The sequence below is a fragment of the Pedobacter foliorum genome, assembly GCF_013266735.1.
GTDB lineage: Bacteria > Bacteroidota > Bacteroidia > Sphingobacteriales > Sphingobacteriaceae > Pedobacter > Pedobacter foliorum.
The window spans coordinates 34,272-60,142 of record NZ_JABSNU010000012.1 but is presented as its reverse complement, the minus strand read 5'-3'; the positions used below and the strand labels follow the sequence as shown (position 1 = coordinate 60,142).

Below are 25,871 nucleotides of genomic sequence, written 5' to 3'. Positions count from 1 at the left end.
GAACTGACAAGATCATACTATGAGATTTATTGTATCCACATCAACGTTATTAAAACATTTGCAAACAGTAAATGGTGCTTCGAGCAGCAGTACTGTTTTGCCTATATTGGAAAATTTCTTATTTGAAATTAAAGACGGAAATTTAACTATATCTGCAACGGACTTACAAACCAGCATGACCACTTCTTTGGCTGTTGAATCTAAAGAGGGTGGTAAAGTAGCTGTACCAGCAAGAATATTGTTAGATACTTTAAAAACGTTACCAGATCAGCCTATTTCTTTTAACATTGATGATGCTTCATTCTCTATTGAGATAAGCGCCGGAGATGGTAAATATAAACTAAGTGGCGAAAATGGAGATGATTTTCCAAAAATACCTGTAGTTGAAAATGCTTCATCAGTAAATTTACCTGCATCGGTATTAACAGAGGCAATTACCAAAACTATTTTTGCGGTAAGTAATGACGAGTTGAGACCGGCAATGACTGGTGTTTTCTGTCAATTGTCTGAAGAACATATCACTTTTGTTGCAACTGATGCTCATAAATTGGTAAGATACAGACGTATGGATAGCAAAGCCGATAAGTCGTCTTCTTTTATCCTTCCCAAAAAGGCATTAACTTTATTGAAAGCAGCTTTACCTTCAACAGATGTGAATGTTTCTGTTGATTACAATGCAACAAGTGCTTTCTTTAAATTTGAAAATATAAACCTTGTTTGTCGTTTAATCGATGAGCGTTATCCGGATTACGAAGCGGTTATTCCTGCTAATAATCCTAATAAATTGGTGATTGACAGAGCTTTATTCTTGAATACACTACGTAGGGTAGTTATTTTTGCTAATAAAACAACTCACCAGGTAAGATTAAAAATCAATGGAAGCGAATTAAACATATCTTCTGAGGATTTAGATTTTGCTAATGAAGCTCATGAGCGTTTAAGCTGCCAGTACGAAGGTGAAGATTTGGAGATTGGATTTAATGCACGTTTCTTAATTGAAATGTTAAGTAATTTGAGCGGAGAGGAAGTTACATTAGAACTTTCAACGCCAAATCGTGCAGGTTTGTTAATTCCTCAAACCAATGATGAGAACGAAGATGTTTTGATGCTGGTTATGCCGGTAATGTTAAATAATTATAATTAATACTCATTTAAATATTTGTAATGGCTTGGTTTTTGACCAAGTCATTGCTGTTTAGATTAGAATTGTTTTAAGTTTAAAAATACTACTATGAAAAAATCATTCTTTTTAAGTCTAACACTAGGCGTTCTCTTTTTAAGCTCGTGTTTTAAGGCGCCAAAACCGGATCCTGTTGGAGATGCATATGTTAAGGCTGTTAATACCGTAAAAGGATCAAATTCACAAGAGTTTTACTTAAATGGAACTAAAAGAAATGCTGCCGCCATTCCTTATGGCGAGGCTACTCCATACATTACTGTAAGTTCTGGAAGTAGTCAATTTGCATTTGCAGATGCTGGTACCGTAAGTGGGACAGCTAATGCCGCTACACAGCTTGTAGGTGTTCCAATCGGTGTTTATGCAACAACTTTTTATATCAAGGTGAAAAATCAGACAACACTTGAGGAATCACTTATGGCAACAATTATTAATGATGATATGAAACCATCGTTGGTTGCGGGTAAAGCAAAGGTTAGGTTTATTCATTTAAATTATCTTTTAAATAATTCAATTTCAGTTATGTCGGGCACTTCAAGTCTTTTAACTGGGATACCTTTTGGAAGTGCCTCATCTTATATTGATGTAGATCCTGGAACCAAGTTTACATTTAAAGCTACCGATGTAACTACCTCACCTGAGATTGGAGGAAATTTTCTTGCTAATAAGAATTATACCATATGGGTGGATGGTGCATCGGCAACTGAGTTGACCGGACATATCATCGCACAATAATTAATTAAATGACATTACTAAGGTTAAAAATATCATGGTTATTGCCATGATATTTTTATTTTTGGGCTTAATTTATAAAACTTGGAATTTTTCACTTTCTTAATAGACTTTCTTCTTCATATTGATAAGCATCTGGAGGAGATCATTAGAGATTATCAGAATTGGACATACGCCATTCTTTTCTTAATCATTTTTGCCGAAACAGGTTTTGTAGTTACCCCATTTTTACCGGGCGATTCTTTGTTATTCGCTATGGGTGCTTTAATTGCCGGTGGTAACACAGGCTTAAGCATTTGGGTAATGTTAATCTTATTAATTATAGCTGCCATTGCTGGTAATTCCTTGAATTATAAGCTAGGTAGTTTTTTTGGAGTGAAGGTGTTTAAGGAGAGTAACAAAATATTGAAACTCGAATATTACAATCAATCACATATCTTTTTTGAAAAGCATGGCGGTAAAGCCATCATTTTTAGCCGTTTCTTACCTATTTTTAGAACTATAGCTCCATTTGTTGCTGGCGTGGCTAAAATGCCTTTCGGAAGATTTACCTTCTTTAACATCATTGGTGGTGTAGCCTGGATAGCTAGTTTGTTACTTGCAGGATTCTTATTGGGTCAGATTCCGGTAGTTAAAAACAATTTTGATATCGTAATCGTTGTGATTGCTGTAGTTACTTTCTTCCCAGCTGTTTTTGCTGCTTTAAAATCTAAGTTTAAAAAGAAAGAAGTAAAACAAGAGGCTGCTGTTGAAGAGCAAACTGATAAAATAGCATAATAAAGCTAGTTTTCGAGTAGGGGTTGACCTGCGTCAACCCATGCAGAGTACCAGAATGAGCCAATAGTTAGTATAGCAGATTTCATTTGCTTTTCAACCATATTGTTCATCATGTTATGGTAGGCTGTTGCGTATTCTAATGAGTATTGTTTAAGCACCTGATTGTTTCTTTCTGAAAAGCTATATTTTCTGTATCCTGGAAATGTGTTGTTTAAATCTGCCTCCAGTACTAAAACAGAATCCACTAAGCTATGTGTTATTACATCCCATGTTTCAGTAAGTGGATTTTCAATGTACTTTGCTTTTCCTACCAGATAGTTATAATCCTGAGAAAATAGTTCAGGGAGCCTGCTCTCCCAAAAAGTATGAATACCAACCTGATTGGTTAGTTGACCGTTATGGTTTTGCGTAGTATGCAAAGGTACATGAGCATCAGCAATATAGTGCCCCAGATAGGCAGAGTAGATTAGGATTTTTAACGAATCCCTGCTTTTAAAGGCATTTACAAGTTTATAATAGCTTTTTTGAATTTGCCATGGAAGGATGCCATTCTTGGTCAATTGTTCCTTGCCGTACTTTTCAACTGCATCATCCCATTTGCGAGGAATGCTATCTATATTCTGTTCATATAATTCAACATCAAGATAATGTCGTGGAGCCTCTGCTGTATCAGCATATCTACGTTTATCGGGGTCAACTGCATGATCAGAGATATACTGTATGTTAGCCTTATAGAATCGGCTAATACCAGTGGGGAGTGTGAAAACTGCGAGTTCGTTAATTTTAACGTGGGCAAAGAAGCCCCAGGAACTGAACAGCATTAATGCTGTAATGAGCATTACGGAAATAAAAGTGTATTTCATTTCCGTAAAACTATATAAAGAAACCTTTATGGTGGTTATTTGTCTATGCTTTTCCCTTTCATTGCAGAAGAAACAGCTACATCCATAACTCGTTCTGCAAACGGACGTGTAAATTCATTTAATTCATCAGCTTTCTTAAGAATTTCATCTTTATCTGCTTTAGCCAGCGCTTCTTTTAGTGCGGCAATATGAATATTAGTATTTGAGATTTCGTCGGCTGTAAGGAAAGTGCCGTGTTTTTCAATGAAGCGCTCAGCTGTGTATGTCAATTGTTCACCTTCACTTCTGGCTTCAATCAGCATTCTTTGTTCAACATCGCTTTTTGCATGAGTAATACTGTCAATCAACATTTTTTCAACAGTTTCATCGGTAAGGCCATAACTAGGTGTAATGTCTATTTCTTGTTTTACACCAGAGCGTAATTCAATAGCCTGTACGGTTAAAATACCATCAGCGTTTAAAAGGAAATTGATGTCTACTTTTGGTAAGCCGGCCGGCATCGATGGAATACCTTTAAGGTCAAACTCAGCAAGTTTTCTGTTTTCCTGAACAAGATCACGCTCTCCCTGAAATACGGAGATTTTCATGTTTACCTGTCCGTCAATTGATGTGGTATATTGTCTGCCCGCTTTTGTTGGAACCTTTGCATTTCTTGGAATAATTACATCCATTAAGCCACCCATGGTTTCAATTCCCAATGATAAAGGAGTTACATCAAGCAAAAGTATGTCAGATCTATTCCCCGCCAGAATATCAGCTTGTATAGCTGCTCCTAAGGCAACTACTTCATCAGGGTTGATCTGGTCATGGGGTATTCGGCCAAAGAAATCAGCAACTTGTTTTTTAACATATGGACTACGTGTAGAGCCTCCTACAAGTACTACCTCATCAATGTTTTCTATAGTTAATTTAGCATCGCTTAAAGCTTGCTTACATGAGGTTATGGTTTCTTCAACTTTGGCTGCAATCAATTGCTCAAAAGTTTGTTTATCTATAGAGCACCAAATTTCGCCAAGTTTAACTTCGTTGAGCTCACCATAGGCGAGGTTTTCATTAAACAGGTTTTGAGTGGTTAAAGCTTTTTTAGCTTCTTCTGCCTTTAACCTTAAGGCTTGCATTAAGCTTGAATCAGCAGCAAGGTCTTCTTTGTTTAATTTGTTTTTTTCTATCCAATAATGAACTATAGCACGGTCAAAATCATCGCCACCTAAAAAGGTATTGCCATTAGTTGATAAAACTTCAAATATTCCATTTTGAATAGAAAGTATAGAAACATCGAAGGTTCCTCCACCTAAGTCATAAACGGCTATAGTTTTTTGTTGAGTAGGATCCAAACCTAATCCATATGCCAAACTAGCCGCGGTAGGCTCGTTTACAATTCTTAGAACATCAAGGCCAGCAAGTTTACCTGCATCGCGGGTTGCTTGTCTCTGACTGTCGTTAAAATATGCTGGAACAGTAATTACGGCTCTGTTTACGGGCGTTTTAAGTGCATGTTCTGCTCTTGCCTTAAGCTCTTTTAAAATCTCTGCAGATAATTCAATTGGTGTGTAGAATTTGTTGCCGGCTTTAATTTTTACCAGAGAATCATTCTCATCATCAATTATTTTATAGGAGAAAGTATCCTGATGACTGGCTACATCCTTGTATGACCTTCCAAGTAAACGTTTAACCGAAAATATGGTGTTTGAAGGATCGGTAATTAAAAACCCTTTGGCATCATTACCTACTAAAGCATCACCTTGCGCATTAAAGTGTACAACAGAAGGAACCAGTAAACCTTTGCCCGTGTCATTTATTACCTTCGGGTTTTTGTCCGGATCGATAAAGGCAACCAGACTGTTAGTTGTTCCTAAATCAATTCCAACGATGATCTCTTCTTGTTGCAATGAGCCTGTTGCCAGGTTGATGGATATTTTTGCCATAGTTTGGCAAATTTAGGAATGTTTTAAGGTAATTCTTAATTAGAATGAATTTGTTTGTGGCAAATTAGGTTATTATGACCTTTTATTGATTTCGCAGTTCCTTTTTATGGATGTTGTAAAGCCAAAGAACAATGTCCTGATAGCTATCGGTACCTTTCTGTTGGTTGTTTAGCTTTAAGAACCTGTCGAAAGCAACATCAAGATACCCAAACATCTCGTTATTATACTTGCGCCAAAAATCACGATCGTTTTTGAAATCCTGTATGGTGCCTGCATTTATAGTGGCATAAAGCGTATCATAATCTTCTTGAGATTTAATTCTGATCTCAAAAAGGATGCTTTTTAACATTGCATAAGATGCAGAATATTGAAAATTAGGATCGGTACTGTTTGATGCAACCAAATAACCGATAAGATTTGCCTCATCTTCGCGACCGATGCCAAGCTGATGAGCTATTTCGTGACAAGTAACAAAAGGTAAAGAGATTGAAGGCAGTCTGGTATTTACGTTGGCCTCTCCCGAAAGTGGATTGTAATACCCTTCAATACCAATTTTAGTTACTATCCAACTGTTTAAAACAGGCTTTACAGCAGGACTACGATATTTAAAAATGGGGTTTGTTTGCTCCATTTTATCATATCCTGCTTTCGCTTTAGTCTCTAATTCAGTAATACTGGACCTCGTTTTTTGGACTTTCTGGAGATGATTCAATTTGTTAATGAAGAATTTTCCAAGCAAAACAAGTTCAGTAGTATTGTATTTCTCATCGCTTATACCCAGCTGTTTAGAGATAGAGGGGCGCGAATAATTTAGTCCCCAAAGGATTTTAAAGAGTAAATAAAGAATAAGAATAAAGTTGAGTACCTGTAATGGTATTCTTACTCGATCTTCTTTTTTTAATGATTTGACTACTATCTTTTTATAGAATAGAAATAAGCTCCAGATGACAAAAAGAATTAGCAGCAAATAAAGAAAATCGCCAAGTGCAAAAGGAACTAATGAGCTTATAAATCGCTGAGCAACTGAGCTGATCTGGTAAATCCCTTCGGAGTAAATGTTTTCAATAAGCTGATTAAAAAAGCCCGCTATAAATACAATTACTGAAAGAGATAACAGGATAACAAACTTCCGTATTTCAGGTTTATAAGCTACATTCATTACCTGTTAAAGGTTAGTCTTTTTCCGTTTTCTCTAGTCATGAATCGTCCTTTTTGATAAGCAAGATTACCCGACACAAAGGTGTGGGTTACTTCTGCCTGGAATGTTTGGCCTTCAAAAGGCGACCAACCACATTTGTAAAGCACATTTTGTCTGGTTACTTTGAATGGATCATTCAAGTTTACCAAAACAAGATCTGCCCAATAGCCTTCTCTGATGAAACCTCTTTTGTCGATATTGAAACAAGTAGCGACATTGTGTGCCGTTTTTTCAGCTATCTTTTCTAAGGTGATCTTTTTTTGATGGTACATTTCAAATAAAGCAGGCAATGCATGTTGTACTAATGGACCGCCAGAAGGAGCTTTCAGGTAAGACTGTTCCTTTTCAGGAATGGTATGTGGGGCATGGTCAGTAGCTATAACATCGATGTAATTGTCAAGTACTCCTTTTAGAATGGCATCCTTATCTTCCGCTGTTTTTACAGCAGGGTTCCATTTTATCCAGTTTCCTTTGGTAGCGTAATCCTTGTCATCAAACCATAGATGATGAATGCAGGCTTCTGCTGTGATTTTCTTATCCTTTAAAGGAGTTATATTGTCAAATAACGCAACCTCTCTACCCGTTGATATGTGTAAAATATGTAGGCGGGTTCCATGTTTTTTTGCAAGTTCAATAGCCATCGATGAAGAAATATAACAAGCTTCGGCACTTCTGATAAGTGGATGCATATCAATAGTGATGTTCTCTCCATACTTTTCTTTGTACAAGGCCATGTTAGCTCGTATGGTTGCCTCATCCTCACAATGAGTTGCTACCAACATTGGAGCTTCTTTGAAAATGTTTTCTAAGACGGTTTCATTATCGACCAACATATTGCCCGTTGAAGAGCCCATAAAAACTTTAATTCCACAAACATTTTTTGGATCAGTTTTTAGCACCTCTTCAATATTGGTGTTTGATGCACCCATAAAAAAGGAGTAGTTGGCAAGTGACATTTCAGATGCAATCTGGTACTTATCTGCTAGTAATTCCTGCGTTAACGTGTTAGGAATTGTGTTAGGCATTTCCATAAAGGAAGTAATCCCACCAGCTACTGCAGCCATACTTTCAGAAAAAATATCTGCCTTGTCAGTAAGCCCTGGTTCTCTGAAATGGACTTGGTCATCTATCATTCCAGGAAAGAGATGTAATCCTTCGGCATTGATTTCCTGATCGGCAGGTTCATCAATGTTAGGTGCAATTTTTTCAATAAACCCAGCCTTGATGAGTACGTCGGCGACTACTATTCGGCCTTCATTTACAATTGAAGCAGCTTTTATCAGTATGGTATTCATGGTGTCAAACTTAAATAAAAATTTCTTTGATGCCGCTATGCTCACAATAAAAACAGAAGTCGGAATAATGTGCTAGTTAAAAACCACAGGTCAGTAAATAAATTTTGACTATTTTTGCCGAATGCCCAAAAAATTCGAAGAGTTTAACCTTAATCGACAGATTTTAAATGCTGTTGCCGATGCAGGATTTACTGTTGCAACTCCAATACAAGAAAAAGCAATAGCACCTGTATTATCCGGTCAGGATATTTTTGGTATTGCTGAAACCGGAACAGGTAAAACTGCCGCCTATGTTTTGCCTATTTTGATGCAATTGAAATATGCGCAGGGTGATTCTGCACGCGCATTAATATTAGCTCCAACAAGAGAGCTTGCAATGCAAATTACTGAACATATCCAGATCTTTTCTAAGTATACAGATCTGCGTACTGTCGTTGTTTATGGAGGACTTGGGCCTAAAACTCAAATTGAACAAATTAAAGCCGGTGTTGATATTATTGTAGCTACCCCAGGGAGATTTTTAGATATTTATCTGGCAGGACATATCAATACCCAATACTTAAAGTTTTTGGTGCTTGATGAGGCAGATAAAATGATGGATATGGGCTTTATTGGCTCTATTCATAGAATTCTAGAGGTTGTACCGCGCAAAAGGCAAAACCTTTTGTTTTCGGCAACAATGAGTAATCTTGTGCAAAAGATCGCTGGTGACTTTTTAAAGCACCCAACTATAATTGAGGTAGCGGAGCAGGCAACGCCAGCAGCAACGGTTACACAAACTTTGTATGAAGTGCCAAACTTTAAAACAAAGATTAACCTGTTGCAGCACTTAATGAAAAATGATGAGGAATTTAAAAGACTGATCATTTTCTGTAAAACAAAGACTGTAGCCGATAATATTTTTAGTTTTATTGAGCGTAGGTTTGGAGCAGAGGCTGTTAGAGTAATTCATGCTAATAAAGGCCAGAATACAAGGATTAACTCTATAAATAATTTTAAAGAAGGTAATATCAGAGTATTGGTTGCAACCGATGTGGCATCAAGAGGTATAGATGTTTCGGAAGTAAGTCATGTAATTAATTTTGATGTACCAATCATCATTGAAGATTATGTACATAGAATTGGCCGTACCGGAAGAGCTTATTCTAAAGGAGATGCACTTACTTTTTATACGCCTGCCGAAAAATATTACATTGAGAAAATACAAAAATTAATAAGACAGGAGATCCCTGTTGTACCTTTGCCATCGGAAGTTTTTGTGGAAGAAACACCTTATGAGGAGAAACAGGCTATAAATCGTGCTATTGACGATCAAAAGCGTAAAGAAGATCCTGATTTTAAAGGCGCTTTCCATGAGAAAAAACATGCTGCCGCAATTGCAGCTGCTGCAAGAAATAAAACAAACAAGCAGCCTGCGTGGAAAAAGAAGAAATTCAAAAAATAGTTTAAGAAATTGAAAGTAAAACTGACACCCCTTAATATTGTTTCTGCCATTTGTCTGGTTATCGCTGTGCTACTGTTGATAAATAAGAAAGAAGAGGGGAATCCTAAATATGTAGATATTACGGGGATTTTGGTAGGATTTAGTTTTTTAACCGCAATTGTTGCTTTCATCTCCGATCAAATTTTCAGAAGGTTTATTTTAAACCTAAAAAAACTATGGGTTGTAGAAGGCATGTTAGTTATTTTCATCACCATTTTAATATTTATAATAAAAGCTAGTATAAGTTAATGAAGCAAGCAGAAATTAAAATCACCGTTCAGTTAGACGATAATAATGTTCCTGATAATATTCTTTGGGAATCTACAGATGCACAAACTCAGGAACAAGTTCCGGTTAAGTCTATGATGCTTGCATTATGGGATCATAACTATAAAAACTCAATGCGTATTGACCTTTGGACTAAAGATATGCCTGTTGATGAGATGAAGCGTTTTTTTTATGAAACACTACAAACTATGGGCGATAGTTTTTTAAAAGCTACCGGAGAAACACTTATAGTTGAAGATTTGCGTGATTATTGCGCGCATTTTGCTGATAAAATGGGAATCAACACTCAGGGATAAGCAAAATGAGACTGCAAGGAATTATAGGGTCAGTAATTATGGCCGTAGGAGGGATGTGTCCACTGATGCGTATTCCAATTATTGGCAACTGGAATTATTTTGATATTGACCAGAGGTTAGCCATTGCTTTTTACGTACTGGTATTAATTGGCTTAATAGGTGCATTTGCCAATAAGGCCGGACTAATAAAACTTGCCGGTTGGGGTGGAGTTGCTTTAGTCCTGATCACTTTGGCCGGTATATACTTTAAAGCACACGATTCATTTAGCTTTCTTCATTTTACCAAGCTGATCAATTTTGGTGCTGGTATGGTGAAATATAAATGGGGTTGGTATGTTATTACTGCAGGAGCATTTATTTTAATTACCGTAAGAAAACCAAAGGTTATTGTGGTAAGTGAAGTTGCCGAAGTTAAGTAGATAAAAGAGGAGATTAATTCAAATCACCAAGTGATTTGTGTTTGTTTTTTCTTTTAAACTGAGTATGCTTCAGTTGGTCATCTCCACTGATGATACTGATATTTCCATCTACTTCAAGAATAGCGAGTTTTACATCTTTATATTTTTCAATTCCATGTTCCCTCATGGCTTCTTCAAGCTCCTCGTTGGTAATATCCAATTTGCCGAGCTTGTCGAAATTTAATTTGCCATTATGGATAAGGATTTCAGGATGCTGGGAGATAAGATCTCTCAGCTTCTTGCTTTTAAACATGAGTTTTTTTAAAGCGAAGTTTAAAGCAAATAATACTGCTGCGGCAACCAATCCTCCTAAAAGGCTTGTGTTATTGCCTACCATGGCGTTTTGAACGGCATTACTGATGAGTAAAATCAATACTACATCGGTAGTGTTAAGCTGGGAGAGCTCCTTTTTGCCGGTTAAGCGAATGGCTACAAGCATAAACGCATAAACTGCAAGACTCCTTAATATGATATCTAAATACTCATTCATAGCCTGGGATTCATTTTCTACTACAATAATATTCATATTTAGTTTACAAAACATTCACATAGCTCGAAAATAAGCGATTAAAAATTATCTTTGCCACAGCATGCAATTACTACACCAGGTAAAATATTTAATTAAGAAAGAGGTACTGCTGGAATGGCGCTCGAAATATGCACTTAATGGCGTTCTGCTTTATGTAGTATCAACCGTTTTTGTTTGTTTCTTGTCTTTTGTCAGTATTGTTCCGGTTACCTGGAATGCATTGTTTTGGATTATCATGCTCTTTGCCTCTATAAATGCAGTTTCGAAAGGGTTTTTACATGAAAGTAAAGGTCAGCAGCTATACATTTATACGATAGCAAGTCCTTTAGCACTCATCATTTCAAAAACAATTTATAATGTGCTTTTGATGATGCTGCTTACCCTTATAGCATTGTTTTTTTACATGATGGTATTTGATTATGTGCCTCAGGATCTTGGACTTTACATTGTTGCAACTGTATTGGGTAGCTTAAGTTTCTCAACTATTTTTACAATGATTTCCGCAATTGCCTCAAAGGCAGGTAATGGCGGTATGTTGATGGCTATATTGAGCTTCCCGGTTATTATACCGGTGCTGATTGTGCTGATAAAATTGACAAAAAATGCAATAGATGGACTAGACCGAAGCGTAAGTTTGGATGAAATTGGTTTGCTTTTAATCATAAATGCTCTGGTTGCTGCAGTAACCTTACTACTTTTTCCATATCTATGGAGAGATTAAGTGGGAAATGCACAGGCCAGTTATTACCTTTGTTACAATTAAGCCTATATAATGAACAAACTTTGGTGGAAAATTTTAGGGTCGGTATTAGTTATATATACCGCCATTGCAGGATTACTTTTAGGTGTACCTCATTTAGCTATACTAAATGAAACAATACGTAACCTGTATTTTCACGTACCTATGTGGTTTGCCATGCTTACCTTGTTCTCAATTTCAGTATTCTACAGTATTAAGAACTTGTTATACGGAAAAGAAGCTGACGATATCAGAGCGGTAGAAAGTGTAAATGTGGGGATCGTTTTTAGTATACTTGGTTTAGTAACAGGCGCAATTTGGGCTAAATTTACCTGGGGACAGTTCTGGAGTTTTGATGTGAAACAGAACTTTACAGCAGTAGCTATACTTTTATATTTTGCATATCTGGTTCTAAGAAATGCAATAGATGAGCAACAAAAAAGGGCCAAAATATCAGCCATATACAATATTTTCGCGTTTCCGATGATGGTGGTACTCATAATGGTATTGCCTCGTTTATCTGACTCTCTACACCCCGGAAACGGAGGTAATCCGGGCTTTAATAGTTATGATTTAGACAGCCGTATGCGCGCTGTTTTATATCCGGCTTTTATTGGTTGGTCAATAATTGGCTATTGGATTTATACCATTAGATTCAGAATCCGTACAATAGAAAACAAACAAAATTTATAAGATGAAGAAGATCATATTTGCTTTAATGCTGTTATTAAGTTCAGTGCAATTGTTTGCTCAATCCAATGATGTGGAGATGGCTGATGCTTTACGCAGTAACGGAAAGATATATGTTGTTGTGATCTGCATCGTCCTAATTCTTGTTGGTTTGTTGATTTATCTATTCTCGTTAGATAAAAGATTAAAAAAAATAGAGAAGAAATCTTCAGATAAAAACTAATTTTAAAACGCCTAATCGTCGTTTTTATGCCTTTTTAGGGCTAGTGTGTACGATACACTAAGTAAATCTTCATTTGTATTAATCGTTTTTTTTAGTGCAATTTTGTACTCATAACTGAGAACTTATTCAAAATTCATAAAAAACAAATAATGGCTAATTCAGCAAATGAGACAAAATTTTTTGCCGACGTGTGCAAAAATTTTGACAGTGCAGCGCAGTTCACTTCCCATCCCGAGGGACTATTAAATCAGATTAAAGCCTGTAACAGTGTGTATCGTTTCCAGTTCCCAATTAGAAGAGGAAATGGATTTGAAGTTATTGATGCGTGGCGTGTAGAACACTCTCATCACATGAGCCCAACCAAGGGCGGTATCCGTTACAGCGAAATGGTTAATGAAGATGAGGTGATGGCTTTAGCTGCCCTGATGACTTATAAATGTGCAATTGTAAATGTTCCTTTTGGTGGGGCAAAAGGTGGTATTTGCATCAATCCTAAAAACTACTCTGTAGCCGAGTTAGAAACTATAACTCGTCGCTATACGACAGAGTTGATAAAGAAGAATTTTATTGGTCCCGGCATTGATGTTCCTGCTCCTGATTATGGATCTGGAGAGCGTGAAATGAGTTGGATTGCAGATACTTATATGACCATGAATCCGGGTCAGCTGGATGCTTTAGGTTGTGTAACCGGAAAACCAATCGCTTTGCATGGTATTCGTGGGCGTAAAGAAGCTACTGGTCGCGGTGTTGCATATGCAGTTAAGGAATGTGTTAACGTTGCCGAGGATATGCAAAAGATAGGTTTTAAAGCTGGTTTAGGTGATAAACGTGTTATTGTACAAGGTTTAGGTAATGTAGGTTACCACTCTGCTAAATTTCTTTCGGAGTTTGGAGCAACAATTGTTGGTCTTTGCGAGTTTGAAGGAGCAATTTACAATGCCAACGGTTTAAATATAGATGAGGTTTTTGCTCATCGTAAAAATACAGGGTCTATTTTAGGATTCCCGGGAGCTACAGACTTCAAAAATTCAATGGAAGGCTTAGAGCAACCATGTGATATTCTTGTGCCAGCGGCATTGGAGAACCAGATCACGGTAAATAACATCCGCAACATTAAAGCAAGGATTATTGCTGAAGGTGCCAACGGGCCAACTACTCCAGAAGCAGAAGAGATATTTACTGAAATGGGAGGTATAATCATTCCTGATATGTATTGCAACGCAGGTGGTGTAACTGTTTCTTATTTCGAATGGTTGAAAAACCTTTCTCACGTGGCTTTTGGGCGTATGGAAAACCGTTATGCTGAAAATTCTAATGCTAACCTAATCAATACATTGGAGAATTTGACCGGTAAGAAAATTCCTGCTGAAAATCGTTTAATGATTGTAAAAGGAGCTTCAGAAATGGATCTTGTAAATTCAGGTCTGGAAGATACAATGATTCATTCATACCATGAAATCAGAGAGAGTTTAATCACTAAGCCTGGTATTCAAACATTGAGAACAGCTGCTTTTGTTGGTTCAATTGATAAAATCGCGGTTTCTTATATGAACCTTGGTATTTGGCCATAAATTCAGGACCGCCGTATGAAGAAAAACGCCCGTATCACATCATGTGGTACGGGCGTTTTTGTCATCTGTTTGCTATTAAAGCTGATACGAAAATCAAAATGGTATTGTGCACGTATATTGCATAAAGTTTGATTATGAAAGTTAAGGCGATCTTTTTTCTATTTCTTACTGCTTTTTTCTGTGCCTGCAATGACGTGCAAAAACTGGAAACGAAGGATGGGTTTGCTGTAATAACAGATCCGAAAAAAGGAGAGGCGGTGGCCACATATGCCGGAGGCTGTTTTTGGGCAATGCAAGAATGTATGCTGGAGTTAAAAGGTGTAGATAAAGTAATCAGTGGTTATTCAGGTGGCGCCAAAGCCAATCCAAATTACGATGAGGTTTTGTCTAAAACAACCGGACATGCTGAATCAGTTCAGGTTTATTACGACCCTAAAATAATTAGCTTTGAGAAGCTAACTGAAGCATTCTTTAATTCCCATGATCCTACCCAAGAGGATGGACAAGGTCCAGATTTAGGCTCTGATTATCGTTCAATCGCTTTTTATCGATCACCCTCAGAACGAATAATAATTCAAAACTTAATTAGTAAAATTGACTCAGTAAATGGCTACAATAAACCTGTAGTGACTGAAGTCGTCCCGTTTAAAATAATATATCCGGCTGAAACTGAACATCAGGATTATTATAGGAAGAATAGCTGGGATCGATATATTCGAAATGTTTCCCGTAAAAAGGTGCTAAAGCTCAGAAAAACTATGCCTTACCTCATAAAATTGGAATACAAAGACTGAAAAATAAAGACCTTTTTTATGTTTAATCCATTGATAATCTCTTTTTTTGTCAGAGAACTATCAATAAACTGTCATCATACTTAATTGGACAGTGCTAAAGGCCTTTAGGTACTTATATTTTTTATCTTTGTAGGGTTCAATTAATTTTTATTACGATCATGAGAAAAAGTGCAATTGTTGGTTTAATTACAATAGCGATATGTGTAGGCTTTTTAGTTAGCCTAAATGCAGATACAAACAGCTATTCTACATTTACTGAAGCTGCAAAGGATCCTAAGGAATTTCACGTAATGGGTTACTGGGAAAAAGAAAAGGGTACTTATTACGATGCTAATAAAGATGCCAACCACTTTGCTTTTTACATGAAGGACCAAAAAGGCAGTATTAATAAAGTTGTTTATAACGGAACAAAACCTCAGGATTTTGAACGCTCTGAAAAGTTGGTGTTAATCGGTAAAATGAAAGATGATACCTTCTACGCTTCTAAAATACTCATGAAATGTCCATCTAAATATAATAACGATCTAGTTGAGATCAAGAAGGACGGTACAGTGGAAAAATACAATTAATCTTAATGGATATACAATTTATTGGAGAGAACCTCCTTCCGGGTAAAGTCGGGCAATTCTTTATTGTTTTAGCGTTTGCAGCGTCTTTGCTATCAGCCATCTCTTATTTTTTTGCAACCCAAAATAAGGACCTTGCAGATCAATCATGGAAACGTATCGGACGTATCTCATTTCTAATAAACTGGGTAAGTGTAATTGGCATCGGTGCCACACTGTTTTTCCTGATCTTAAATCATTACAACGAATATTATTACGTTTGGTCACACTCTTCAAAAGAACTTCCGGTATACTATATCGTATCGGCATTCTGGGAAGGACAGGAGGGAAGCTTTTGGCTTTGGGCGTTTTGGCAATCATTGTTAGGTGTAATATTAATATGGAAAGCAAAGAGCTGGGAAAATGGAGTAATGACTACAGTTGCTTTCTCGCAAGCATTTTTAACTTCAATGTTGTTAGGCGTTCAAGTATTTGGCGAAAGAATTGGTAGCTCACCATTTATCCTTTTAAGAGATGCAATGAACCTTAAAGAGATGGCGCCGATATTTGCCAATCCTGAGAACTATAAAAATTACCTTAAATTTATAACTGACGGACGTGGATTAAACCCACTCCTTCAAAATTATTGGATGGTTATCCACCCGCCAACCTTGTTTTTAGGGTTTGCCAGTATGATTGTTCCATTTGCTTATGCCGTTGCTGGTTTATGGCAAAAGAAATATAAAGAGTGGGTAAAACCTGCAATGCCATGGGCTTTGTTTGCAGTAATGATTTTGGGAACGGGTATCATTATGGGGTCGTTCTGGGCATACGAAGCCCTAAATTTTGGTGGTTTCTGGGCTTGGGATCCTGTAGAAAATGCTTCTATTATTCCTTGGTTAACCCTTATTGCAGGTGTACACGTAATGATTGCCTTTAAAAATACTGGGCACGCATTCTTTACCGCAATTGTATTAATCTTTATCAGTTTTGTATTGGTGCTATATGCGTCATTCCTTACCAGAAGTGGTATTTTGGGTGAAACATCTGTACACTCATTTACAGATCTGGGCATGTTTGGCCATCTTATATTATATAATGTAGTCTTTTTGGCAATCCCTGTAATTTTACTGATTGTAAGATGGAAAGAATTGCCAATTACCAATAAAGACGAAGAAACTTATTCGAGAGAGTTCTGGATGTTTATCGGTTCACTTGTAATTACTGTGGCTTGTATTCAGGTAATTTTCTCTACTTCGGTACCGGTGTTTAATGCAGCATTTGGAACCAACTTTGCACCTCCAATAGATGCTATTAAGTACTACAACCAATGGCAGGCTCCGTTTGCTATTTTAGTAACGATTATATCAGGGTTTACCCAGTTCATGAAATACAAAAGAACTGACATCCGTAAATTCTATAGTGGTCTTGCGGCCACGATAATTTTCTCGTTGGTAATTACTGCTGGTTTTGTGTACATCACCAATGTATATCACAACCTGATGTATATTTTGCTTACTTTCAGCTGTGTTTTTGCCGTAATTTCTAATGCAAAAATTCTTGGACAAGCCTTTGGTGGTAAGCGTAAATTAGTAGGTGCTGCGGTTGCACACATCGGTTTTGCTTTGTTGTTGCTAGGTGCTTTAGTGGCTGCTGCAACCAACAAGCCTATTTCCTTAAATGCTACGAACTTTATTCCCGTTAAGGATTTTGAAAAGGCCGAGAAACCTGGAGAGAACATTGTGCTTTACAGAAATGAGCCAAAGAAAATGGGTAAATACACAGTTACCTATATTAGTGATACTACGGTTGCTCCGAATACTTTCTACAAATTAAACTTTAAGGTTTATGACGAAGAGACAGGTAAGGTAAAAGAAGATTTTGAAGTAAATCCACATATTCAATCGAATGAGAAAATGGGACTTATTGCTTCACCAGATACTAAGCATTATTTAACTTACGATATTTACACCCACGTTACCAGTGCTCCTTTGAAAGAAAATAAAGAGCATGGAGATCATGAAGGTCATAGCGAAGAGGAGAACTATAAAGCTCCAAGAATTGTGACGGTCAGCGTTGGTGATACCTTACATACAAGTAGTGGGGTGCTTACTGTTAAGGCGTTAAACCCAAAACCACAAGCCAAAGATTTAGTGTTAGGCCCTAAAGATTTAGCTGTTGGTATGCCAATTGAAGTTGATGTAAACGGTAAAATATATAAAACTGAACCTATCTTCCTGGTAAAAGGAAATAACGTGTTCGACTTTGCCCGTAATATTGATGAATTAGGATTAAGGGTGAGGTTTACAAAAGTAATTCCGGAACAAGGAAAAGTACAGTTGCAGGTTTACGAAAAACCTCAACAAGCTAAGGATTGGGTTGTTTTCAAATCTATCGAATTCCCTTACATCAATTTGTATTGGATTGGTACCATTGTAATGGTTGTAGGATTTGTAATTTCAATTTTCAGAAGACAAAAAGAAGTTAAAACTGTTTAATGAAAGTAGTCTGTATTGGTTCTGGTAATGTGGCAACACATTTGGCTTATGCTTTAAAAGCAAAAGGTGCGGATCTGATCCAGATATGGAGCAGAGATATAACCAATGCAATTGAGCTGGCTAAAACTACAGATTCGACTGCCATTTCAGATCTCAAAGAAATAGACCCTTTGGCAGATTTATATGTTATTGCAGTAAAGGATGATGCCATTTCAACGGTATCTGAAAGCTTAAAAGATGTAAACGGACTGGTAGTTCATACATCGGGAGCTACTGCAATAGATGCTTTGTCAGCCTTGAAAAATCACGGTGTTTTATATCCTTTGCAAACTTTCTCTAAAGCCAAACCGATTGACTTTGCCAATGTTCCGTTATGTATAGAGGCAAGTAATACCGCATCTTTAGAAATACTAAAAGAAGTAGCAATTAAACTCTCTTCGCCGGTTTATGAGGTGAACAGTGAGAAAAGAAAAATATTGCATTTAGCAGCGGTGTTTGCATGTAATTTTGTTAACCATCTTTACACATTAAGTGATAAAATAGTGGAACATTTTGAGCTCGATTTTGAGATGCTTAAACCACTAATTATGGAAACAGCCTTAAAGGTGCAGACCGAATTACCAATAAATGTACAAACAGGTCCTGCTGTTCGGAATGATGAACAGACAATGATTAAACATCAGGAATTGCTGAGCAGTATGCCTGAATTAAAAGAAATCTATCAAACTTTAAGTAAAAGCATTAAAAAAACACATTTATAGTTACAAATGCCGTTTTTGGTGCTTATTTTTGGACACAATTATGAGTATTTTTAAATTAAAGATAAATTTTGAAGAACAAGGAAAAGAACCTATCGAATTACCTATTGTGGGTGGTGAGTCGGTACTTGATGCTTGTTTAGATCACGGAATAGAATTACAACACAACTGTGGCGGAGTATGTGGCTGCAGTACATGTCATGTTTACGTATTAAAGGGCATGGATAATATCCAGGAAATCTCTGACAAAGAAGAAGATTTTATAGACAGAGCTGTTCGTCCAAGAATTACTTCCAGGTTAGGCTGTCAATGTGTTGTTATAGATGGTGACATAGAAGTAACCATTCCTGATCAATCAGAATTTTTAGGTCACTAATAATAAATCAATAAATTATACAGAAAACATGCAGGATAAATTTGCTTTACCAATATACTGGAATGACCATGAGGATATTGCCCAGGAGTTATATGAGAAATTTGGTGACGATTTTAACGAAGCCAAAATATACCGTATCAGATTTACTGAGTTAATAGAATGGGTATTAGAATTACCTAATTTTAAAGGCACCAGAGAAGAAAGTAGTGAAGGTCACCTGGAGCAAATCCAGTCGGCTTGGGTTTATGAATGGAGAGATAACCAGGATTAATAAGATATGTTCCTGCAGAAACTCAAAACTATTACCACTCTCATTTTTGATGTGGATGGTGTGCTCACTAATGGTGATATTATCGCCTCAGATAGTGGAGAGTTTCTGCGCACATTTAATATTAAAGACGGCTATGCTTTACAGCTGGCCGTAAAAAGAGGATACCTTATTTGTATCATATCTGGAGGTCGAGGTTTAGCGATGCAGAAGCGTTTTGAAGGTTTAGGTATTACAGAAGTATTTTTGGGTGTTTCTGATAAGGTAACAGTATTCAATTCTCTTTTAACAAAATACGATATCAGCGCCAGCGAAGTATTGTACATGGGTGATGATATTCCCGATCTTAAAGTAATGCAATTGGTAGGGCTGCCAACCTGCCCATCAGATGCTGTTCCCGAAATAAAAGCAATATCAGAATATGTTTCTCCGTACTCTGGAGGCAAAACAGCAGTTCGTGATATTGTTGAAAAAGTACTTAAAGTACAAGAAAAATGGTTCGATGAGAACCCCTCAGCAGCCGATTCAGGTAAGTAATAATCTGCAACAACTATGTTACTCAAGTTAGATTAAACCTATTAATGGGTTTGTTCTCTAATCTTTTACAAAACCGAAGCTAAATAGCTTTATAACCATTTAAAACAACTGTAAAAGAGTATGAAAAAATTATTGATTATCTGCGGATTGTTATTTAGTGTAATAACATTTGCACAAGCACAACAAGATCAAGGAAAGGATGGTCGTAGGGGAATGGGTACACCTGAGGAAAGAGCAAAACGGAATACCGAAATGCTTACCAAAAAACTAAACCTTACAGAAGATCAGCAAACTAAAGTTTCTGCGATTTATTTGGAGCAAGCAACGGCGATGAAAAAATTACGTGATGATGCATCAGGAGATAGGGATGCAATGAGAGCAGCAATGAAAAAATCTAATGAGGAAAGTGATGTTAAAGTTACAGCACTATTAAACGACGATCAGAAAAAAGCTTACACTACCTGGAAAGAAGAAAGAAAAGAAGCCATGAAAAAAAGGGCAGAGGGTAATGGTGGCGGCCAGTAACATGGCAGTTGGTAATTATAAAAACATTTAAAATAATAGAAGCGGCTTCCGGTCGCTTTTGTTATTTTTGAGCAAATTTTAAATATGTATAAGCAGACACTTCCAATAATACTCGCCTCAAAATCTCCACGCCGACAAGAATTAATGAAATCGATGGACCTTGATTTTAAAGTAGTTTTAAAAGAGGTTGATGAAAGCTACCCTGAGGACTTACTGCCAGCAGAAATTGCAATTTACATTGCTGAAAAAAAGGCAGCTGCTTTTGCAGATGACAGTAATGATAGCATTGTAATTACTGCGGATACCATTGTGGCTTATAATAATGAAATATTGGGTAAACCAGAGGATGTAACTCATGCTACTGAAATGTTAACTAAGCTATCAGGCACAAATCATCAGGTTTATACAGGTGTAAGTATTGCACACGCAGGTAAATTGCATTCCTTTTATGATGTTACCGAGGTGTTCTTTAACCCTCTTACAGCTGAGCAAATTGCTTACTACATCGCTAATTTTAATCCTTTCGATAAAGCCGGTGCTTATGGTATTCAGGATTGGATAGGCTTGGTTGCAGTAGAACGAGTTATTGGTTCTTATACTAATGTGATGGGTTTGCCAACAGAAAAGCTATATAAAGCTTTATTAGGATTCTAATTCTAACAGCGAATATAGGACACCCATTTTCAAGTCGTAAGTAGATAGGCTGATCTTTTTAATGCCCGACATGGATATAATGTAGTTGGTAAGAATAGCTGCAATAACAATCATATCTACCCTTAGTTTTATCAGATCAGGCATGTTTTCTCGTTCTGCATGAGTAGAGGCAATTAGTTTTTCGGATAGTGCGCTGTATGCTGTAATTTCAATTGGTGTAGATTTAGTGTTTTTTATATCTGTTCCCTTTAAAATCATGCCTGCAAATGTCTCAAAAGCTCCTGCTGATCCTATTAAATGATTAGGTTTAAAAGATGCACAAGCCTGCTTTAAATCGGCCAGTTCCTTGTCTAAATGATTAAGGATGGCAGTTTTATCTTGTTGGCTAATTGGATCAGAATTGAAGTAAGCCTGCATAAGCCTGGCAGCGCCTATGTTATAGCTTTTTTTCCATAATAGCTTTTGATGATCGCAGATGATAAACTCAGTGCTGCCTCCGCCGATATCCATAATCAATGATGTGCTATTGATTACTCCTGTAGCTTTTACCCCTTTGTAAATGTATTCGGCCTCTTTGTCGCCGTCCACAACCTCTATGTTGATGCCAGCTCCTTGCTTTGCAGCTTCAACAAAGTCGCCCCCGTTGGCAGCACTTCTTACTGCCGAAGTGGCAATTGCCAGTGTTTGCTGAACTTGATGCTTTTCAATTTCCTGTTTAAAATTTTTTAATGTTTCAATTCCACGGTTAAAAGCTTCTGGGATTATAATGTTTTCGTTTATGCGTCCTTGTCCAAGCCTAACAGGTACGTTGGTTTTATAAATTATTTTAACATCTGAAGCAGATATATCTGCTATGATTAGGTGAAATGTATTTGTACCAAGGTCTATAACTGCAGCTCTCATCAACGATTTATTTGCTGTCAAATTTATAGTTTATTTTAATGTGTTGTTGAATTTTAAATTGATGAAAATTGGATTTGAACTTGATTCAATAAATTCATCGGGTATAGTTCGGCTTTCATAAGGACCTCGTTCGGGGCTCGTCGAACGAAGTCCGAACGAGGTACGAATGAGAGTGGTGCAACACAGCTAAAAAAATAAATTGTGAGACAACAAAAAAGCCACCTGGATTGGGTGGCTTTCATATATAAAAAACTAATTAATTGTTATTCGAAATATTCCTTCATCTTCTCGAAGAAACTTTTGTCGTGCTTACCGGGTTGCGGTTTAAAATTAGGAGACTCTCTTAGTTTTTCAAGCATACTTCTTTCTTCAGAGCTTAACGCTTTAGGCGTCCAGATGTTTACATGAATAATTTCATCACCTCTGTGGTATGAATTAATTTCAGGGATACCTTTGCCTTTTAAGCGCAATAGTTTTCCGCTTTGGGTACCTGGCTCAATTTTGATTTTTGCTTTACCATCAATTGTCGGCACTTCGGCACTGTAACCTAATGCTGCATCGATGATAGAAACATGTAAATCATAAACCACATTGTTTCCTTCGCGTTTTAAAGTTTCGTGAGGGATCTCTTCAATCAAGATGATTAAATCACCAGGAATACCTCCACTAGGAGCGGCATTACCTTTTCCGCTCATGCTTAACTGCATGCCATCACTTACACCGGCAGGGATGTTAATGGTAATGGTTTCTTCACCACGAACAATACCTTCGCCATGACAAGATGTACATTTAGCTGTGATCTGCTGACCGCTACCATTACAAGTAGGGCAGGTAGAGGTAGTTTGCATCTGACCAAGAATAGTATTGGTTACTCTGCGTACTGCACCGCTTCCACCGCATGTTTTACATGTACTTACAGACGAGCGATCTTTTGCCCCTGTTCCGTCGCATGGTTTACAGCTAATCTGTTTATTTACTTTTATTTTTTTCTCTGTACCGTTGGCAATTTCTTCAAGAGTAAGTTTTACTTTGATACGCAGGTTAGTTCCTTTAGCCACGCGTCGGCCGCCTCTCGACTGCTGTTGACCACCGCCAAAGAAGCTTTCAAAAGGGCTACCGCCACCACCACCAAAAATATCTCCAAACTGGCTAAAAATATCTTCCATGTTCATGCCGCCACCGCCATATCCGCCGCCGTTAGAAGCACCACCTACACCGGCATGGCCATAATGGTCATAACGTTGTTTCTTTTCCTGATTACTTAAAATCTCGTAAGCCTCGGCAGCTTCCTTAAAGTTATCTTCTGCAGCTTTATCACCAGGATTTTTATCAGGGTGAAATTTGATGGCTAGTTTACGATAAGCCTTCTTTATCTCTTCGGCAGATGCGCTTTTGGTTACACCAAGTACATCATAAAAATCTCTCTTACTCATAATATTAACTACCCACTACAACTTTAGCAAAGCGAATCACTTTATCATTTAAAGTGTAGCCTTTCTCTAATTCATCAATTACTTTTCCTTTTAAATCTTCGGTTGGTGCAGGTATTTTAGTAATAGCCTCGTGGTTGTCGGTATCAAAAACAGTGTTGATACTTTCCATTTCTTTTAAACCTTTTTGGTTTAAAATTCCTTTTAGTTTGCTATGTACCAATGCAACACCTTCGCGGATTGGATTTATATCAGTAGCAGTTTCCATTGCCTTGTTGGCACGATCAAAATCGTCTAAAACAGGTAAAAGTGAAACTATTACATCTTTTCCTGCAGTTTGTAAAAGCTCTACACGTTCTTTTTGAGTACGACGTTTGTAGTTGTCGAATTCAGCAAACAGGCGTAGATATTTATCATTTAATGCTGCATTTTCTTCTTGTAATTTTTCTTCGGCAGATAGCTCTGGCACAACCTCAGTTTCAACAGCTGGATTTTCTTCAGTTGTTGCTTCAGTATTTAATTGATCTTCTGTATTATTCATCTGCTCTTCAGCGTTATTTTTCACTATTGGATCTGTGTTATCGTTTTTTTTCTTCTTGCTAAACATGGTATAGTAGAATTTTTGATGGTAAACTCAAAAGTTTTGCCAATGAAATATATCAGTCATGGTGTCAGTTTTATTTAAAATAAACTGACGAAAATGACTGAAAAGGAAAGTTTTGTCAGATTTTGGCGGTTACACTATTTGTGCATCTTCGTGCACAATGCCACCCTCACATTTGATAATTCTTGACGGGAACGTTCTTATAATATGGTAATCATGGGTAGCCATAAGTACGGCAGTTCCACCCTGACTAATCTGTTTAAGTAACATTACTATTTCTTCAGATGTGTCTGGATCTAAGTTTCCTGTAGGCTCATCCGCAAGTATTATTTCCGGGTTATTTAATAATGCGCGGGCAATAACAACGCGTTGTTGTTCCCCTCCTGATAGCTCATGAGGCATTTTTCTGATTTTTGAACGCAAGCCCACTTTTTCAAGAACATCTTTTATACGCTCTTCAATTAAGCCACTATCTTTCCATCCGGTAGCTTTTAATACAAACTCTAGATTTTTCTCGATCGTTCTATCGGTAAGCAATTGAAAATCCTGGAATACGATTCCTAGTTTTCTGCGTAAATATGGTACGTCTTTAATGGCAAGGTTTTTTAAATCAAAACCAGCTATTTGCCCATCGCCATTGCCAATATGAAGATCGCCGTAAATGATTTTAAGTAAACTACTTTTACCGGAACCGGTTTGGCCAATTAAAAAAACGAATTCTCCCTTATCAACATTCAAATTAACATCTGATAAAACCAGGTGTTTTTGTTGAAATACATCTACATTCTTTAAATTTATAACTGCGTTTCCTGTCATTTTTAAATATCTATTTTAGCAATTTGTCCAAAAGGCAAATCATTTACAAAATTCATTATATAAGGCAATTTGTCGCCTAAACCCAATTTTTCTAGTGATTTATCGGGTCTGTCTACCCTAAAGTAGGCCAATAGGGTAAATTTGTCATCCCTTAATTGTACGTAATCGGGGATTTTGGCAATGCCTTTTACTTTAATAACATACATTAGGTCAAAAATAGTATTTCAAATTGAGAAATAAGGTATGTGATGTATTTATCTGTAGAGGGTAGGAGATGCTATAGCGAATTGCATCTAATTAAGTGAATTGATCTTACCGTAAAGTTATCACTAAGATTTTTGAAAAATGGAATTGGAGAGGAAAATTTCGACTATTTGAGGTTTGAATTATTAAATAGCTTAAGATTAGTTAGTTGCGTTTTGTCTTGGTTTGTGTATACATTTAATATGATCCGATTAAAATAGTGCCTTTAAATGGTCTATTGGCTATTTTTCGTTCAACACAAACGGTTGTGTTAAATTTCCGTTAAATCTAATCTATTTGATTTTCTAATCACTTGCATCTGTAATGAATAGGCAATGTTTATATCTTAATAGTTAATTTTTTTCTAATGATATTTAAGATTTATAACCACATAAAAGAGCTTTATTTAAATTCATTTGATTAATGCAAACGTTTGTGTTGTTAAAACTTGTTAAATGACATTTCATTAACACTAAATTAGGCCTATCAATAAAAACGGAAATTACAATTTTGGCACACAAAGGCTTTATAATTAATTAACCATTTTCATTATCATAAACCAGGGTTTGATTTAGGGCATCAGACCAGAGCAACAAAAACCACATATAATTTAAACGAGGGTACTAGGTAAACCTCAGTTGACTATTGCTATAAATATAGCCAGGGAATTCCTATG

The 25,871-nt window shown here is 36.8% G+C and carries 30 protein-coding genes; 20 read left to right on the top strand and 10 right to left on the bottom strand.

Annotated elements, in window-relative coordinates:
- Positions 1–19: 19 nt before the first annotated feature.
- The 3 genes from dnaN to HQN83_RS19825 all read left to right on the top strand — a co-directional run bounded on the left by dnaN (position 20) and on the right by HQN83_RS19825 (position 2,686).
- The gene (gene dnaN, locus HQN83_RS19835) at positions 20–1,144 is read left to right on the top strand and encodes a DNA polymerase III subunit beta (protein ID WP_173092622.1); all 1,125 of its coding nucleotides are present in this window, start codon (positions 20–22) and stop codon (positions 1,142–1,144) included.
- An 87-nt stretch (positions 1,145–1,231) separates the two neighbouring features.
- Positions 1,232–1,912, top strand: a complete 681-nt coding sequence (locus HQN83_RS19830) for a DUF4397 domain-containing protein (protein WP_173092620.1) — start codon at positions 1,232–1,234, stop codon at positions 1,910–1,912.
- 81 nt (positions 1,913–1,993) lie between these two features.
- On the top strand, positions 1,994–2,686 hold the full coding sequence (locus tag HQN83_RS19825) for a DedA family protein (protein WP_173092618.1): 693 nt from the start codon (positions 1,994–1,996) through the stop codon (positions 2,684–2,686).
- 5 nt (positions 2,687–2,691) lie between these two features.
- Here the strand turns inward: HQN83_RS19825 and HQN83_RS19820 are convergent, their stop codons facing one another.
- The 4 genes from HQN83_RS19820 to HQN83_RS19805 all read right to left on the bottom strand — a co-directional run bounded on the left by HQN83_RS19820 (position 2,692) and on the right by HQN83_RS19805 (position 7,967).
- On the bottom strand, positions 2,692–3,549 hold the full coding sequence (locus tag HQN83_RS19820; RefSeq protein WP_173092616.1) for a zinc dependent phospholipase C family protein: 858 nt from the start codon (positions 3,547–3,549) through the stop codon (positions 2,692–2,694).
- A gap of 35 nt (positions 3,550–3,584) precedes the next feature.
- Positions 3,585–5,474, bottom strand: coding sequence for a molecular chaperone DnaK (dnaK, locus tag HQN83_RS19815; protein WP_173092614.1), 1,890 nt, complete (start codon positions 5,472–5,474; stop codon positions 3,585–3,587).
- Between the two features lie 82 nt (positions 5,475–5,556).
- Positions 5,557–6,633 carry a DUF3810 domain-containing protein gene (locus HQN83_RS19810; protein WP_173092612.1) on the bottom strand — a complete coding sequence of 359 codons (1,077 nt, stop codon included), beginning with the start codon at positions 6,631–6,633 and terminating at the stop codon, positions 5,557–5,559.
- Positions 6,633–7,967 carry a dihydroorotase gene (locus HQN83_RS19805; RefSeq protein WP_173092610.1) on the bottom strand — a complete coding sequence of 445 codons (1,335 nt, stop codon included), beginning with the start codon at positions 7,965–7,967 and terminating at the stop codon, positions 6,633–6,635. The genes HQN83_RS19810 and HQN83_RS19805 overlap by 1 nt, the downstream gene beginning before the upstream one ends.
- Before the next feature lie 121 nt (positions 7,968–8,088).
- Here HQN83_RS19805 and HQN83_RS19800 point away from each other — a divergent pair, with 121 nt between their 5' ends.
- The 4 genes from HQN83_RS19800 to HQN83_RS19785 are packed head-to-tail and all read left to right on the top strand — an operon-like array spanning position 8,089 to position 10,453.
- On the top strand, positions 8,089–9,411 hold the full coding sequence (locus HQN83_RS19800; protein WP_173092608.1) for a DEAD/DEAH box helicase: 1,323 nt from the start codon (positions 8,089–8,091) through the stop codon (positions 9,409–9,411).
- A 9-nt stretch (positions 9,412–9,420) separates the two neighbouring features.
- The gene (locus HQN83_RS19795; protein ID WP_173092606.1) at positions 9,421–9,699 is read left to right on the top strand and encodes a hypothetical protein; all 279 of its coding nucleotides are present in this window, start codon (positions 9,421–9,423) and stop codon (positions 9,697–9,699) included.
- Positions 9,699–10,034 (top strand): gliding motility protein GldC, encoded by a 336-nt coding sequence (gene gldC, locus HQN83_RS19790; protein ID WP_048904276.1) that lies wholly within the window; start codon positions 9,699–9,701, stop codon positions 10,032–10,034. Before HQN83_RS19795 ends, gldC begins: the two co-directional genes overlap by 1 nt.
- Before the next feature lie 5 nt (positions 10,035–10,039).
- Complete coding sequence (locus HQN83_RS19785) at positions 10,040–10,453, top strand: hypothetical protein (RefSeq protein ID WP_173092604.1); 414 nt, start codon at positions 10,040–10,042, stop codon at positions 10,451–10,453.
- A gap of 13 nt (positions 10,454–10,466) precedes the next feature.
- Here the strand turns inward: HQN83_RS19785 and HQN83_RS19780 are convergent, their stop codons facing one another.
- Positions 10,467–11,018 carry a DUF421 domain-containing protein gene (locus HQN83_RS19780; RefSeq protein WP_246254554.1) on the bottom strand — a complete coding sequence of 184 codons (552 nt, stop codon included), beginning with the start codon at positions 11,016–11,018 and terminating at the stop codon, positions 10,467–10,469.
- A 64-nt stretch (positions 11,019–11,082) separates the two neighbouring features.
- On the opposite strand from HQN83_RS19780, the gene HQN83_RS19775 reads away from it, so the two are divergent.
- The 13 genes from HQN83_RS19775 (at position 11,083) to HQN83_RS19715 (ending at position 21,199) form a co-directional block, all read left to right on the top strand.
- Positions 11,083–11,742: a heme exporter protein CcmB gene (locus HQN83_RS19775; protein ID WP_173092602.1), complete on the top strand. Its 660-nt coding sequence runs from the start codon at positions 11,083–11,085 to the stop codon at positions 11,740–11,742.
- A gap of 51 nt (positions 11,743–11,793) precedes the next feature.
- Complete coding sequence (ccsA, locus tag HQN83_RS19770; protein WP_173092600.1) at positions 11,794–12,453, top strand: cytochrome c biogenesis protein CcsA; 660 nt, start codon at positions 11,794–11,796, stop codon at positions 12,451–12,453.
- A gap of 1 nt (position 12,454) precedes the next feature.
- Positions 12,455–12,673, top strand: a complete 219-nt coding sequence (locus tag HQN83_RS19765; protein ID WP_173092598.1) for a CcmD family protein — start codon at positions 12,455–12,457, stop codon at positions 12,671–12,673.
- Positions 12,674–12,822: 149 nt separating this feature from the next.
- Positions 12,823–14,244: a Glu/Leu/Phe/Val family dehydrogenase gene (locus tag HQN83_RS19760; protein ID WP_173092596.1), complete on the top strand. Its 1,422-nt coding sequence runs from the start codon at positions 12,823–12,825 to the stop codon at positions 14,242–14,244.
- Between the two features lie 134 nt (positions 14,245–14,378).
- Positions 14,379–15,038 (top strand): peptide-methionine (S)-S-oxide reductase MsrA, encoded by a 660-nt coding sequence (gene msrA / locus HQN83_RS19755; RefSeq protein ID WP_173092594.1) that lies wholly within the window; start codon positions 14,379–14,381, stop codon positions 15,036–15,038.
- Positions 15,039–15,196: 158 nt separating this feature from the next.
- Positions 15,197–15,607, top strand: a complete 411-nt coding sequence (locus tag HQN83_RS19750) for a cytochrome c maturation protein CcmE domain-containing protein (protein WP_173092592.1) — start codon at positions 15,197–15,199, stop codon at positions 15,605–15,607.
- 5 nt (positions 15,608–15,612) lie between these two features.
- Positions 15,613–18,081, top strand: coding sequence for a cytochrome c biogenesis protein CcsA (gene ccsA, locus HQN83_RS19745; RefSeq protein WP_173092590.1), 2,469 nt, complete (start codon positions 15,613–15,615; stop codon positions 18,079–18,081).
- On the top strand, positions 18,081–18,842 hold the full coding sequence (locus tag HQN83_RS19740; RefSeq protein ID WP_173092588.1) for a Rossmann-like and DUF2520 domain-containing protein: 762 nt from the start codon (positions 18,081–18,083) through the stop codon (positions 18,840–18,842). Before ccsA (HQN83_RS19745) ends, HQN83_RS19740 begins: the two co-directional genes overlap by 1 nt.
- Positions 18,843–18,882: 40 nt before the next feature.
- The gene (locus HQN83_RS19735; protein ID WP_108203527.1) at positions 18,883–19,215 is read left to right on the top strand and encodes a 2Fe-2S iron-sulfur cluster-binding protein; all 333 of its coding nucleotides are present in this window, start codon (positions 18,883–18,885) and stop codon (positions 19,213–19,215) included.
- 28 nt (positions 19,216–19,243) lie between these two features.
- Positions 19,244–19,486 (top strand): Fe-S cluster assembly protein IscX, encoded by a 243-nt coding sequence (gene iscX, locus HQN83_RS19730; protein ID WP_048904286.1) that lies wholly within the window; start codon positions 19,244–19,246, stop codon positions 19,484–19,486.
- Positions 19,487–19,492: 6 nt separating this feature from the next.
- Positions 19,493–20,020: a KdsC family phosphatase gene (locus tag HQN83_RS19725; protein ID WP_173092585.1), complete on the top strand. Its 528-nt coding sequence runs from the start codon at positions 19,493–19,495 to the stop codon at positions 20,018–20,020.
- Positions 20,021–20,140: 120 nt separating this feature from the next.
- Positions 20,141–20,545, top strand: coding sequence for a periplasmic heavy metal sensor (locus HQN83_RS19720; protein WP_173092583.1), 405 nt, complete (start codon positions 20,141–20,143; stop codon positions 20,543–20,545).
- Between the two features lie 84 nt (positions 20,546–20,629).
- Positions 20,630–21,199, top strand: a complete 570-nt coding sequence (locus HQN83_RS19715; protein ID WP_173092581.1) for a Maf family nucleotide pyrophosphatase — start codon at positions 20,630–20,632, stop codon at positions 21,197–21,199.
- Here the strand turns inward: HQN83_RS19715 and HQN83_RS19710 are convergent.
- From HQN83_RS19710 to HQN83_RS19690, 5 genes are all read right to left on the bottom strand, one after another.
- Positions 21,188–22,123: a Ppx/GppA phosphatase family protein gene (locus HQN83_RS19710; protein WP_246254553.1), complete on the bottom strand. Its 936-nt coding sequence runs from the start codon at positions 22,121–22,123 to the stop codon at positions 21,188–21,190. The genes HQN83_RS19715 and HQN83_RS19710 overlap by 12 nt on opposite strands.
- A gap of 242 nt (positions 22,124–22,365) precedes the next feature.
- Positions 22,366–23,535 (bottom strand): molecular chaperone DnaJ, encoded by a 1,170-nt coding sequence (dnaJ, locus tag HQN83_RS19705; RefSeq protein ID WP_173092579.1) that lies wholly within the window; start codon positions 23,533–23,535, stop codon positions 22,366–22,368.
- A 4-nt stretch (positions 23,536–23,539) separates the two neighbouring features.
- Positions 23,540–24,139 carry a nucleotide exchange factor GrpE gene (locus HQN83_RS19700; RefSeq protein WP_173092577.1) on the bottom strand — a complete coding sequence of 200 codons (600 nt, stop codon included), beginning with the start codon at positions 24,137–24,139 and terminating at the stop codon, positions 23,540–23,542.
- Positions 24,140–24,268: 129 nt separating this feature from the next.
- Positions 24,269–24,952, bottom strand: coding sequence for a cell division ATP-binding protein FtsE (locus HQN83_RS19695; protein WP_173092575.1), 684 nt, complete (start codon positions 24,950–24,952; stop codon positions 24,269–24,271).
- A 2-nt stretch (positions 24,953–24,954) separates the two neighbouring features.
- The gene (locus tag HQN83_RS19690; RefSeq protein ID WP_048904292.1) at positions 24,955–25,158 is read right to left on the bottom strand and encodes a hypothetical protein; all 204 of its coding nucleotides are present in this window, start codon (positions 25,156–25,158) and stop codon (positions 24,955–24,957) included.
- Between the last annotated feature and the right edge of the window lie 713 nt (positions 25,159–25,871).